Below are 13,644 nucleotides of genomic sequence, written 5' to 3' on the forward strand. Positions count from 1 at the left end.
TCTACAGGCGGTGGGTTCCAAAGGGCGGCTAAGTCCAGTATGGACTCGACTAACATTCAGCGGGGGTTGAATCCCTCACTGAATGAAGTCTCGTTCAATATTTATTGTATATGCGATATAGGAATACTGCAGCCTCGGCACGGGTCACCCGGGAATGAGGGTTCAGCTTATTGCCGAAACCTGTGATCAAACCTTCCCGGACCAGTGCTGCCAAGCTTTCTGCGGCATAATCGTAGATGTCTCCCTTGTCGCTGAATCCATCCAGCGCCGAGGTATTTCCCATGACCTTAAATTTTTTGAATTTTTCCAGTGCCCGGGCTGTCAGCACCATCATGTCCTGCCTTGAAATGCTCTCCTGAGGCTTAAACTGATTATTTCCGCTGCCTGCAGCTATGCCTAATTTCTTAGCGACTCCTATGGCTTCGTAATAATATGCGCCTGACTTTACATCCTCAAAGTTGTCTTCAAAGCTGGCTGTCAATCCCAGAGTCTTTATAAGGAAAGCAAGATAATCGGCTCTGGTGATGTTGCCGGCAGGTGAGTAAGTATTGAGCCCGGTACCGGTCAGGATGCCCTTGGAGGCCATTGTCTCAATTGCCTTCCTTGCCCATTCCGTCATGCTCAGATCATCAAAGGTCTTGTAAACATATGCTGCTGCGTATCGGCCGAAACGGGTGCTGCTGAAGGTCATGGTGCCGGCAGTCTGATCATACCGTCCGTTTGGAACCGTAATCATATTGCCGCTGCCGTCAATATAACAGATGACTATATGTTCCAAATTGCCAGTTACCTCTCCTGCAGGCTTGTAGGGTATGGCTGCTTTCACAGAGGCATCCTCATTATTCCACAATATCTGCTTGCCATCTATCTTCATGCTCAGGTCCATTACAGGCCCGCCATTTATTTGTTTCTTTATATTCTCAGGCAAGCTGCCATTATCGACAGCTGCCACAATTAGAGATACCTTTTGCATCCCCGCCGTATCCGTCAGCATGTTGTCAGGCACTTCTACTGATGCGATACCGGTTTTTATTTCAATCCTTTTCTTTCCGTTCCCCGAGGTGAAAAAGCTTGCCGGAAGCACAGCTTCATATGCTTTTGCCCCGCTCATATCAGGAATATCAATTTTTATTGTTCTTACACCTTGGGCATCTGCCTTTGATTTATCAAATGCAGCGGTCAAAGAGGGTGAATCCGGCGCGGCTGTGAAAACTCCCTTACTTTTATCCATTATTATGGGAATTGTTTTTATAACGTCTTTATTTGAGTCCAGCACTCGGGCTGCAGGCTTTTGTTCAGGCACAGCTGAAGAAACAGAGCCGCCCTTATCACCGGAGGATTCACCGCTGCCGCTTGAGCCGCCGCTGTATCTCCATGCGGCTGTGACAGTCACATCCTTGTCAGGCATGATGAAGGTAGTGGTGCTGCTGTTGGCATCGGCAAAGGCCACACCGCCGGAAGAGCTCCAGCCTGCAAAGCTGTAGTTGCTTCGGCTGCCTGCGTTGATAGTAACGGCAGCGCCCTGTGCATAGCTTCCCGCCCCGCTGGTTCCCGCATAGCTGCCATTTACAGCCACATTGTAGAGTGCTGCGGGAATTGGTTCAAAGATTGCCTTTACAGTTACGTTCTCTGCGGGCATGGTGAATTTGTTTTCTACGATGTTCACCCCGCCGCTGATAACTTGCCACTCCTTGAAGCGATAACCGATGTTAGGCGTGGCGGCCATGGTAATTTCCGTACCCGCCTGTGCGGAAATTACGTTAGCGCTTGCCGTACCGTTACCGTCATCCTGGACGGTGATTGAATAGGTATTCACGGGCAGAGCTTCATAGATAGCTGTTGCTGTAACTGGCTGAGCAGGCATAGTGAATTTTGCCGTCTGGCTGGTTTTGCTCGTACTTTCTACAAAAATAACGGATGAAGTAATGTTCCATTCCTTGAATCGCTGTCCATCGGGTGCCGCATCTGCGGTAATGGTTACGGCAGTCCCCTCCTCATAGCTGCCGCTGCCTGTACCGTTTACTACTATCAGTGCATGCTTGGGTACCGAAGTGCTTTCCTTTACCCAGACAATTGCAGTATCTTTGCTGTAGGTGTGATAGCCCGGCTTGGTGGTAGGAAGAGTCTTATCGTTCTCCGTCTTTATTGTATAATATACCTTTGCAAACACCTTGCCGGAAAGCTTGCCGTCAATGGTGATTTCACCGTTTTCGCCTGCCTCCGCGCCGATGCCGTTGAGGGCAGCTACGTTCCCGGTCACCGACACCGAGCCGTAGGAGGCGTAAACGCCCACTGTATCGCCGGCGCTGCCGGTGGCGGTCACGTTGCCGGTGACGGAAATCGTACCGTCATTGCCGTGGTACTTAACCCCGTTTGGCCCCTCCACGTTGCCGGTGATGGCAATAGCGATGGTATCACCGGAGTTGGCCAAGCCCTCCACCGCAAAGACCGACGCCAAGGTCGAGGTAGATTTGACGTTGCCGAGCACCTTGATATCGGCATCGCCGGTGGCGTGAATGGCGCGTGCCTTGCCCGTTACATCGCCGTAGACCGTAATGTCGGATGTGGTAGAACCCTGACGGGTCCAGATGCCGGCGCTGCCGGTACTGGTCACCGAGGCGGGATTTTGCTGGCTTCCCACCGTCACGGTGCCGCCGTTTTCCACATAGATACCCGCGCCAAGACCGCTGGCGATGTTGATATCACCGTTCACCTGGACGATATTGCCGGTATAATTGCCGCTTAGATTTATGCCGTGACACTCCCATGCGGGCTGGCCGTTTACGATGATTGACCCGTTGAAAGAAACACTGTTGTTGCTTCCGATGGTGTATATGCCGCCCGACGCACCTGTGATGGAGCCCTTTTGGACAGTCACAGTGGATTGGTAGGAGGCGTCAATTCCCACAGTTCTGCTGCTCTCCAGGCTTGCGTTGATATTGCCGCCGGAGCTAAAGGCGGATGCTGTAACATACAATGCGGCAAACTTAGCATTAAGGCTCAAATCCCCTGTGCCAGTTATGCTCAAATTGGCATTATTCACCACCGCAAGACCATGTCCCAACGAATTTGAGATGCTGAGACTGTGGCCGTTTAGATCAAGCGTTATCGTTTTGCTATCAATCTTAACAGCACCGTCGCCGGAAACGGCTTTATCAAACGAGATATCATCCAGCAATTTGATGGTCTTGCCGTCGGCGGCGGATAGCGCTTCGGGCAGGTTGTCATACTGTGCGCCGTCTACGATTTCGCAGACCGCTGGCGCGATTTTAACCCAAACGATCCCCGGCCCGTTTGCCACGGCGGAATATTTCAGGTAGCCGTTGTCCACTTCGCCCGAGCCCTTGGCCTTGTAAACGCTGTTCAGGTTGATATAAATGGGCGCGGTCATGATGCCTTCGATTCGGATTTGTCCGGTACCCCAGGTCTTCGCGCCGCAGCCGCCTTCCGTGCCGGTGACCTCCACATCTCCCAACACGTTTATCTGGGAGCCGTTGCCGTTGGCATAGACTCCGAAGGCCGATCCGTTGGCGACATTGACTTTGACGTTGGTGACCGTGGCCGAGCAGCCCGCTTTGGCATAGACGCCCGCGGAGGTATTAGCGCCGGTCACGTTGATATTAAACTCCCCGGTCCCCGCCAGGGCAAGATTGCCGCTGTTCTTGAGCTCCAGCGCGTACACCGCCGTTCCGGGCGCGGACACATTGAGGTTGAGGGTGAAGGTTCCCACGTCGAGGGTGAAGCTTTTCGTGTCCACCACGATCTTTTCGGTGTAGTTGATGTTCGCCGTCAGACGGATGGTGCCGCCGCTGACCACATTGGTCAGCGCCGCCTTCAGCTCGGTCACGTTCGAGACGGCGATGACGGAGGACGGATCTTTGACCCATACGACGCCTGTGGCGCCGGAATTGCTGTACTTGAGATAGCCGGGCTTCGCAGGATCGGGCGCGCCCTCATTCTGTGCCAGCTTTACGTTGTTGATTAGCACATAGCTGGCCGAGCCTTGGGGTGTGACGGCGCCCTCCACCGTGATGTTGCCGCTGCTGCCGCCTGTAATGACAGCGCAGTGGTTGTAGGAGGAGAGGTCGCCTTTAACGGTGATGCTGCCGCCCGCACCCTCGGTGAGCGCGCCGGCGCGGATGCCGTAAATGTCGCCCTCCACGGTGATGACGCCGCTGTCAGAGGTATGAGCACCGTAGCCGGAGGTAGCGGACACATTGCCCCCTACAATTACCTCGGCCTGATTCAGGGCATAGACCGCCCCTTGAATCTGCCCATCTGTGGAGGTGACGTTTCCGTTTACTGTGACCATGGTACCGGAATCGGTGGCATAAACCCCGTTGTTCTGCCCGGTGGCGTTGCCGCGCACCGTTACTTTAGAGCCGCCCATGGCGAAAACGCCGATGCCGTCGTTGCCGCTGGCGGCGGCGTCAATCGTAACGGTGCCCTGGTTCGCCCATACGCCGTAAAGCTTGCCGGTGGCGTTGAGCTTGCCAACGCCGGCAAGCGCCACGGTTCCCTCAGTCACCTTGAGCCCTTCGTTGGCGGTTGTATCAATCGTGAGGGTATGTCCGTTTAGGTCAAAGGTGATATGTTTCCTGTCGATGATAACACCTTGAACGGTTGTGAAGCTTTTGAGCAACTTGATGGTTGCTGTGGAACCCGCCGCTTCCACAGCCTCTTGCAGTGTCGCATATTCCGTGCCGCCGGTTTCGCAGAGCTTTTCCCCTGCGATATCCGGCGGGGTAGTTACCTTTAGCTCGATAACGTCAGTACAACGACCCAGCGGATTGGCGTAATTAGTGTCGCCTACCACCATGTAGAGGTCATATTGTATATTTCCGGCAGCTCCGGTTACAAGAAAGTTCTCTTCGCTTCCCGGACTGAATTCCGGGCTCCCTGAGGCGATTGCGGCAGCATCGTCGCCGTCTGTGCCGGCTGCAACCTGTTCAATGCTTGGTCGGGCGGCGCCCTCAGGCAGGAGCACCCAATATACCTTGCCCTTATAGTCGTCTCCAATATTTTGCAGCTTAACCTTTACCTCTGCCTGTTTGCTGCCATCCGGCTGGGCAGCCCCCGCCATGGGATAGCCGGAAGCAAGCAAATCTGCGGGCGGCGGCGAAGGGAAGTCCACCATTGCCGGCTCCGACAGATTGCCGGCATCATCTCTCAGCACCACATAGACGTCATAATCAGTGCTATGCTGAGGTACAAAGTCGGAAATGGTCATATCGGTGGCCATGCTCTTGCTGCCAAAAGCCTTTATAGCCGCCTGATCCGCCGCGTCCGTTCCGGTCGCAACCTGCTCTTTATTGGGTGGTACAGCGTTATTTTCCAACAGAACAGCATGATAATAAGACGGTTCCTGCGCTTTAAAGTAAATATAAATCTGCCGCGATCCGGGTGATTGCGGGTTGTTCTTCGGGAAACCCCCTTCAGCAAAAGCCGGCGGCGTGGTGTCACCATATACAGCCTCTGAGACAGTGGGCAAAGAAGCCGGATATGCAGGCGGTGCGTCTCCCCCCGGGGCATAGGCACTCACTCCGCTCATGGTCATGGTCATCAATATGACCAGTGCCAAAAGCAGGGCAAGAAACTTAGAAAGCCCTTTTCTATTTATTTTCATCATTATGATTCCTCCCATATAAGATTTCATTTTGTAACACTCAATGAAGTCTCGTTTATATCGCAGTCATATAATCTCTAATTCTCTTCATAGCACCTTTTCTTGATTATGCTATTGGAGATACTCGGCTTTGCTTTCTGAAGGCTCCCGGAGATAATCCGGTTTTCTTTTTGAAAGCATCTGAAAAATGGCTGTGGGTTACAAAGCCGCAAAGACCCGCAATTTTCAAGATATCCAAATCGGTTTCCACAAGCATTCTTTTTGCATTTGCTATTCGGAGTTCCGCCAGGTATTCCCTGGGGCTAATGCCTACCAACTCTCTAAACTGTCTTGACATGCGGCACTTGCTGATGTTGACATGCTCCGCTATGGCTTTGCTCGTAATGGGCTTATCATAATTTTTCTGAATATATCGTACAATGGCTTCGGCTGAAGCGAAGCACAAGCCTTGCTTCTCTTCCACTACTGCAGCTGCCAGTACAGCATGCCGCAAAACATTGATGAAAAGCTCATAGATTAGATTATCCAGCATGAGATGTTTCCCCGGAGACTCAACGCGGCTTTCACAAAGCAGATTGTCAATGACCGTATATACTCGGTTTTCAACAGGGATAGGCTGATTCCGGAATCTGTTCAGACATTTTCCGTAAAGCTCTAAATACAAGCTGTTGATATATGCAGCCTTGCATGTTATTCTTATGAGGCTTGAATCCTTCCCACAGGCCAAAAGCCGGCGCAGCTGCCAGGGATTGACGCATACCATTTCCGGTTCTTCTATTTTCAGGCTTGTATAGCCTGCACGGAGATACATCTCTCCGGCCCAAGGTATAAAAAAGTCATAGCAGTCGGATATTTCTCCCCATTCAAGGAGTACACGCTGTTGGGCACTTATTATGCTCAAAACCAAGCTGTTCTCAGAAAGCTTATAAATGATTGCGTCAGGATGTGTTTCGCAGGTATGATACCATAACATTTCACCTCACCTCACTTCGTATTGCTACTTTTTCCCAACACATCCAGTATAAATAAAAAAGCAACTATTCTTTTGGAATAATTGCTCATCATACTTACTAAAAATTGCTATTCTAAGGCTGAACCGATATTCTTTTTATATTCGGCAGGAGAATACCCTGTCATATCTTTGAAAGTGCTTGAAAAATGAGGCATGCTTACAAAACCGCACAGCATCGCCGTCTCCGAAACGGAGTACCTGCCGGATTTCAAAAACTCCCTGGCCTTTTGTATGCGTATCTTCAGCAGGTACTTATGGGGAGAAACTCCGATCTTTTTCTTAAAGGTCCGTATAAAATGAAAGGGAGAGATATTGATCTCGTCGCATATATCTGCAATCTTGATATTTGCATTGTAAAATGCCTCCATGTATTCCACAGACAGGGCGATGCAGGTGTCCATATCAGGAGATTTTTCAGGAAATCTTTTAAAATTCGTTTTAAACTCCCGCAAAAGCAAAGCAACGATCTGCGCGGCTAGGCAATCCAACATCAGAGGAAAAGTGTCAGCACGTTCCGCTTCCCTGTCAAAGGTGCTGATCGCTTGCATCAGTTCTCCCGAATATGGGTTTAGAATCTTTAAGAACCTTACCGGGCCTGAATGCCCCATTTCTTCCGCTGTTCTATTGATGAACCCAGGCTTTATGAGCAGTGAAAGGTATCGCTTCTTTACTCCTTCTCCGGTGCAAAGTATGGTATCTCCCGGATTGAAAACAACAATTTTCCCGCTGCTGAAACTTTGCAGCTTGCAGTTTACATAGGTGTCGGGTGGAGTTGTCGATGTAATAATCATATGAAAGTCCTCTGAATGCATAAGCTTCCCTGCAATAAAGGTTTCTGGCCTGAAAAGCGCAACATCGCTGCATAAGCACTTTTCAACCTTCTCCATGATGTTTTTGGGAATCTGATTCACAAAGTTAACATACTTATCCATACTCCACCTCCTTTGCACCGATTTCATTTGAGATATGGTTAATTGTACCATAATAGTAAGATGCATGCTTTCATAAAATTGCTCACTTTCGAAATATTGATATGATTCATTAGTTATTTTAACTTATTCATTCTCTTGTTTATCCTCATATCCATGACGAAGAAGTTAATTATTCAAGCCTGACCCCATCCTTGGGAAAAATACCAGATCTCCATATGCTAAATCTTCCTTGGATACATACGCTCCGACCTTTGCTTGGGACCTTGCTACTCTTGGCAATATTATACCAAGCTTGCCAAACAGGTAGTATACTAATCCGGAACAGTCATAACTATCTGGGCCTGTCCCGCCCCACTGATAAGGTTATCCCCAACTCCGTTTATAACTCTTATGCCATATAAGTAACCCCCAGCTTCTTGTGCTATGGTGAAATCATATCGTAATCTAAAAATATGTGCTCGTACAAAAAGGAGATTAGCTTCTTTTGTTTTATCAGCAGTGTTCTTAGTTCAGATGGAGTTTATAACTCCATCTGAACTTATTTGTTTAAAGCATCACTTATGCTGTCAAACATGCTTTCTTCTGCTTTAAGTTTTAAGCCGTTACCTATTACGCATAAATTATTCTGCTTCATAATTTCATCGATTAATTCCGCGTAATTCCTTATATCTTCTGCTTTTGTATCAAAAATTTCATCCCGATATTTTTGTATATCCTGCTTTGTTTTCCCTGTTATATACATTCTGTCCCATACCCATCCTTTGTTTTTTGGTTCCAGTTCAAAATCTATGTATTCTATTGATTTATATATATAATTATTCATTTCTTCACGGCTTGGATTAAAGCTTTTTAAAAAAAGGCCGGCATTATTAAATACATTAATGGTTTCTTTCAAATCAGGATCATCAAAGGAATAAAAAACAATTGTGGATTCATCTATCCAGGCGCCTTCCCCATAGGCGCCGCCCTTAAGCCTGATTTCCTCAAACAGATATTTGTCTATTATTCTGTTAAGCACGGCAAGCTTGCCGCTTTCTTCATAGCCAAGCTTCTTAAAATCACCGGCTTTGGTTATATACTGAACATTGACCGGCGATGTATAAGCCTGATTTTTTTCAGAACATTCAAATTCATATTCTTGCTTAGGCAGATTATTAATCTTCAGCTCAGTTATAAAATTTTCCAGGGTCTTTTCAAACTGAAGGAAATCATTTTCCCCACCTGTATAACTCACAATCAAGTTTTCTTTATCAAAGGCAATTTTGCTTACTTCCTCCAGATTCCTTATTATCTCATCGGCCTTTAACTCAAAATTGGCGTCTATATCTGAAATAAACATATAAAAAGGAATAGAACTCAGGCTGTTGTACTTTTCCTTGGGTGAAAGACATGATAAAGCCTGAGATGCAGCATACGATAAAGGATTGTTTTCTAATTCAAATTTATTATAAGACTTTATTTGTCTTATTAATTTATGTAATTCTTCCTTATTACTAAACTTACTGTTATTCTTTATTTCACCTAATAAAGCAAATCCTTTTTCGAGATTTTCCTTTAAGATGCTCATGGATACCTGCAATTTAGGATAATATTCGCCATGCTTCTTACTGTCTTCATAAGCATAAATACCAAAGTCAATACCGCCTGTATAGGTTTTCACCATATTATCCAGTTTGGAGGAACCGTAGCTTGCAGTATCAACTCTTCCAAGAAGTTTAGTTAATAAGATTAAATACATCAGCCGGTCTTGGCTAACCTTTTTAGTATCATAGTAAAAATGTATATAGCCTATACCATTTGTAAATATAGAATGATTTAAGGCCTTAACCCCATTAATTTCCTTTATGATCGTCGGAATGTCTTCCGTTTCTTTTTTTAATCCGGCAAGATTATTCTCTGCTGCTTTTCTTTCTTGGATAGTCTTCTCCTGCCATTTTAAGAAGTCCTGGTTTTCCTTAATTATTGCATTCATTTTTTCCTGAGATAAGCCCGCTTTTAATTCTGCAAATTTATTTTTAGAATCTTCTGCAAGCTTTTCCTGCAGGCCTACCTTTGGCTTTAAGACTACTAAAGATGAATGATTATTCTCCAAAAAATATTTTTGAATTATCTGCTCAAAATACTTGTCATTACTTTTTGCTCGCAGTTTACCAATTTGAGCATTTTTAGAAAAAGCTTCTTCAAAGCTTTCATCATATAACCAGGCATCTGTTGCTGTAATAATATTTCTAAGGCCTTTATCTTTAGAAATCACATCGTCACGTATTGTCATTTCATAGGAATTAAATACTGACTCTAAAAGCTCTTGATCAAAACCGTTTTCTACTATATCAGTCAGTATCCCTCGAACAGTTCTTTGAAGCTTTTCTTTGCCATAATCCTCATCAGCTTCCATTATCAGACTCCAGCTGAGCTGTTTCCCGCTGCCTGCCGTAGTATAAGGAGTGCCTGCCTTACTATCAATAATTGCCTTTTTAAAAGGTGAAGCATCTGTCATCAAGAGATAATCCAGAATATCTAAGGCAGTGTTTAAATAATCACTTATATATATCTTAAGATTTTCTTATGGATATCTTATTTTTTTAGGTACTTCCCATAAACCATAAATGCATCCATGATATGATACTGTTTTGTCAAATGATCACCTGGAGCTCCTGCGGTAATCAAAATATACTCGTTTCCGTTTTTTTCAGCCAAGCTGGCCAGGCACAGGCCGGATTCACGGGTATAGCCGGTTTTACCGCCGAGGATCCTTCCCCCGTCAAATTCATAGGTATCCATTTTTTCAAACATAGTACTGTAATAAGTGATTCCATCGGGGTGCATATTGGTGCCCGCAGTGGAATGGCGTGCAGAAGTAAAAACCTCACGAAATGTTTTATTTTTCAGCGCATATTCAAGCAGCACGGAAATATCCTTTACTGTAGTATAATGGTTATCATCGTAAAGGCCGCATACGTTTGTAAAATGAGTATCATTCATACCAAGCTGCTTTGCCTTTTTGTTCATCAGCTTTACAAATTCATCTTCTGAACCTGAAACTCGAAGAGCAAGTCCCATGGAAGCATCGGCGCCTGAAGGCAAAAGCGTTCCATACAGTAGATCAATCACAGTAACTTTCTCACCGGGCAAGAATCCCGCCATCGAAGCATTAGCTGCATATAGACTCGGGAAAATGTTCTCCGGAAGAATAACCGACTCCTTCAGATCAGAAATATTCTCCATTGCTATTATTGCAGTCATTATTTTTGTCAGAGATGCCGGATAGATTCTTTCCTCACTCCTGGTTCTAAAAGCTACCTTATTATCCTTAAGGCGAATCAGTATTGCATATGGGCTGTACAGCTCTTCTTTTATAGAGTTGAGGCTTATCGGCTCCTTTATACCTGCCGGCGATGAGTCTTGAGACTGCGGACCCCGTAATGGAGAGGAAATACCCCTAAATGGCCTGCTCAAAATAAACGGCAGAAAGTTACTGGCAGTTTTATAGGCTCCATTTGCCAAAAAGACAATGAACAAAGTTAAAACAAAGATTCTGATATATTTGGGTTTTCTTTTTCGACTCATTAAAACACAACTCCTTCATATGGTCTATTGAACCATAAATGAAGGAGTTGTGTTTTAATTCCGGCTTATGAAAAGCTTAAGATTTTCTTATGCTGGGCAGAATAACTGTAAAAATAGTCTGAACGTCGTCACTTTGTACATAAATACTGCCGCTATGAGCTGTTACAATTTCTTTTGCAATAGATAGGCCCAGTCCTGCACCGCCTGTTTTCCCTGGGGTGTCAATATAGGATAAAATTCCTCAGAGCTTACCACACGTCCCCGGTTGGAAGCCAGTACCCATAAAATAGAAAACTCTGTAGGAGTAAGAGAGAGCAATTTTTCGTTAAGCATGCATTCATGGGTGTTCTTATCCAGAATCAGACCGGAAAACTCGATTATTTTCTGCTCTTGTGGCGGTTCGACAGTATTGTATTTGGTAAACCTGCGGAGCTGCGCCTTCACTCGGGCAATTAATTCAAGCGGCCGGAAGGGCTTAGTAATATAATCGTCGCCACCTAGCGTAAGCCCTGTAATCTTGTCGATTTCCTCATCCTTAGCTGTTAGCATGATGACCGGAAAGTTATGTTTTTCACGAATGCGCCGGCAAATTGAAAAGCCGTCCACATCAGGAAGCATCACATCTAGAATAGCCATATCCGGTTTTTCATTTTCATTGAACGAGACTTCATTCAGAGGGGGATTCAACCCCCACTGAATGTTAGTCGAGTCCATACTGGACTTAGCCGCTCTTGGTACCCGCCGCCTATAGAGGCGGGGGTCTTAGAGCGGGTTAGTTCAGTGATAAAATTCAGAGCATCCTGCCCATTATAAAATTTGAAAACATTATAATTCTCATTCTTCAGATATAGCTCAATCAAGTCTGCAATAGACTGCTCATCATCCACAACCAATATGTTTGCAATCATATTTTTTAATCACTCCGTATCCCTATTATTCTACTATATTATTCCTTCCTTATGCCGATATATTGTTAAACAGTAATAAGGCCAATTAACACATACCCACCGCAGCTTATGAAGCTTTTATAACAAGCCCTAATAATTTTGAAAAGTCTATCGCTTGCATAGGGGAAACTATCGCACCTCTAAGATCTTCAGGCCTTATACCTAATCCTTCAACATCAGAATCAGTCAAATCTATTCCTGATAAGCTGGTTCCTGACATCTGGCTCAGTCTGAAATTACACTTTCTGACCTCCACCTTATTAAAGATACTGCTCTGAAAGTTACTGTTTTCAAACATACAATCCGAGAATACCGCATTTTTCATTCGAATAAAACTCATTACAGCAAATTTACCATTGCAGTTTTTCATATAAATGTTCTGGAGCGTTGCCTCGCTGAGGTTCATGCCCACAAGCTTGCAATCTATAAACTCTGTCCTATGAATAATTGCACCGCTGAAGTTTGCGTTTGACAAATCACAGTTTTCAAACCTTACATCTGTAAGCTCCAGAGAATTAAATCTAGCACCTTTGAAGTCCACTTTATTGAAAATCACACCTTCAAAGCTTATTTGATCAGCTGCCTGCCTATCGACTTTGCAATCCGATATATAGATATCCCTGATGCTGCTTTCGTCTTCGATTTCAATGGCTCTCGTGCATGTGTCTTCGATTCCCCTTATGAATTTGGGCTTGATTATTGGTGAAAGAGCTTGCTTGCTATTCATTTTGAAGTCTCCTTAGTATTTTATTTGAATTTGATGTAGATACAGATGAAATATATTGCATTTCATAGCTGTAAAAATTCATATATCTGATTTTTTTATATTATTCAATCCTATCTATCAAGTCCTTAATACAATTCTTTTTCCCCTTTGCTAGCCTATGAATATTTTGTACATTTAAATATGTTGATAGAAAGTATAATGCTGCTGATACGGCAATTATCCGGCCGGCATTTATATTAACGGCATTTTGCCTGCTATACACTAAAGATATAATATTTGGGTGTACTTCTCAAGCTCTTCTTTATACATTCTTTATCTCACCATATTTCCCCTTTACGCCATCTTTATGAAGAAATAATTATAATTAAATTGATAGGAGACATTCAATGGTTGGAGATTAATGCTTATAGTCCTTAAAGAAAATTAAGTGAGGTGAAACCCATGACAGATAATTTAAAGCCATACGATAATTACATCCAATCGGCTATAAATGCCTTAAAACAGAGGAGCTATCCACAGGCAGAAGAAAGTATCAAGCAAGCTATGCTTATAAATCCGCATTCTTCTGTTGTTCACAATTTGTATGGTATATTTGAAGAGCTCTTAATGAAAGATAATCTAGCCCGCAAGCATTATAGGGCAGCCTATGCCCTTGATCCAACATATAAGCCTGCAATTCGGAATCTGGAGCGTATATCGACCTTTGAGTACTACCTGAAAAGAATCCCTATTGATTTTGGTGACCAGCCGGAAGAGGAAACTGAAGATACGTACCCTGCATATTATGATAACCCTGTAATGCATTTGTGTAAGAAAAAAAAGGAGTGATTTTT

7 protein-coding genes and 3 pseudogenes are annotated in these 13,644 nt (G+C 44.9%); 1 reads left to right on the plus strand and 9 read right to left on the minus strand.

The genetic code is table 11. The annotated features are described in order from the left end of the window. Positions 1-94: 94 nt before the first annotated feature. The 9 genes and pseudogenes from LJD61_RS07875 to LJD61_RS07920 all read right to left on the minus strand — a co-directional run bounded on the left by LJD61_RS07875 (position 95) and on the right by LJD61_RS07920 (position 12,811). Positions 95-5,629, minus strand: coding sequence for an InlB B-repeat-containing protein (locus LJD61_RS07875; protein ID WP_255226988.1), 5,535 nt, complete (start codon positions 5,627-5,629; stop codon positions 95-97). Between the two features lie 103 nt (positions 5,630-5,732). Then, entirely contained in the window at positions 5,733-6,599 is an 867-nt protein-coding gene (locus tag LJD61_RS07880; RefSeq protein WP_255226989.1) for a helix-turn-helix domain-containing protein, read from the minus strand. A 107-nt stretch (positions 6,600-6,706) separates the two neighbouring features. Then, the gene (locus tag LJD61_RS07885) at positions 6,707-7,570 is read right to left on the minus strand and encodes a helix-turn-helix domain-containing protein (RefSeq protein WP_255226990.1); all 864 of its coding nucleotides are present in this window, start codon (positions 7,568-7,570) and stop codon (positions 6,707-6,709) included. A 165-nt stretch (positions 7,571-7,735) separates the two neighbouring features. Next, a pseudogene (locus LJD61_RS20715) lies at positions 7,736-7,921 on the minus strand (C40 family peptidase); the annotation flags it as partial. Positions 7,922-8,108: 187 nt separating this feature from the next. Further along, positions 8,109-10,067, minus strand: coding sequence for an insulinase family protein (locus LJD61_RS07895; RefSeq protein ID WP_255226991.1), 1,959 nt, complete (start codon positions 10,065-10,067; stop codon positions 8,109-8,111). A gap of 77 nt (positions 10,068-10,144) precedes the next feature. Further along, the gene (locus tag LJD61_RS07900; RefSeq protein WP_255226992.1) at positions 10,145-11,137 is read right to left on the minus strand and encodes a D-alanyl-D-alanine carboxypeptidase family protein; all 993 of its coding nucleotides are present in this window, start codon (positions 11,135-11,137) and stop codon (positions 10,145-10,147) included. A 76-nt stretch (positions 11,138-11,213) separates the two neighbouring features. Then, positions 11,214-11,345: pseudogene (locus LJD61_RS20720) on the minus strand (ATP-binding protein); the annotation flags it as partial. Beyond that, positions 11,300-12,045 (minus strand): annotated as a pseudogene (locus tag LJD61_RS07910) (response regulator transcription factor). The pseudogenes LJD61_RS20720 and LJD61_RS07910, both read right to left, overlap by 46 nt. 106 nt (positions 12,046-12,151) lie before the next feature. Continuing rightward, positions 12,152-12,811: a pentapeptide repeat-containing protein gene (locus tag LJD61_RS07920; RefSeq protein WP_255226993.1), complete on the minus strand. Its 660-nt coding sequence runs from the start codon at positions 12,809-12,811 to the stop codon at positions 12,152-12,154. Positions 12,812-13,252: 441 nt separating this feature from the next. Between LJD61_RS07920 and LJD61_RS07925 the strand changes: the two genes are divergently transcribed. Continuing rightward, complete coding sequence (locus LJD61_RS07925; protein ID WP_255226994.1) at positions 13,253-13,639, plus strand: hypothetical protein; 387 nt, start codon at positions 13,253-13,255, stop codon at positions 13,637-13,639. Positions 13,640-13,644: the final 5 nt, after the last annotated feature.

Source organism: Lutispora saccharofermentans (genome assembly GCF_024363565.1).
Taxonomy (GTDB): domain Bacteria; phylum Bacillota; class Clostridia; order Lutisporales; family Lutisporaceae; genus Lutispora; species Lutispora saccharofermentans.

Coding starts and splice junctions, on each gene's coding strand:
- LJD61_RS07875 (WP_255226988.1), bottom strand. CDS start 5,629: ATGATGAAAATAAATAGAAAAGGGCTTTCTAAGTTTCTTGCCCTGCTT.
- LJD61_RS07880 (WP_255226989.1), bottom strand. CDS start 6,599: ATGTTATGGTATCATACCTGCGAAACACATCCTGACGCAATCATTTAT.
- LJD61_RS07885 (WP_255226990.1), bottom strand. CDS start 7,570: ATGGATAAGTATGTTAACTTTGTGAATCAGATTCCCAAAAACATCATG.
- LJD61_RS07895 (WP_255226991.1), bottom strand. CDS start 10,067: ATGACAGATGCTTCACCTTTTAAAAAGGCAATTATTGATAGTAAGGCA.
- LJD61_RS07900 (WP_255226992.1), bottom strand. CDS start 11,137: ATGAGTCGAAAAAGAAAACCCAAATATATCAGAATCTTTGTTTTAACT.
- LJD61_RS07920 (WP_255226993.1), bottom strand. CDS start 12,811: ATGAATAGCAAGCAAGCTCTTTCACCAATAATCAAGCCCAAATTCATA.
- LJD61_RS07925 (WP_255226994.1), top strand. CDS start 13,253: ATGACAGATAATTTAAAGCCATACGATAATTACATCCAATCGGCTATA.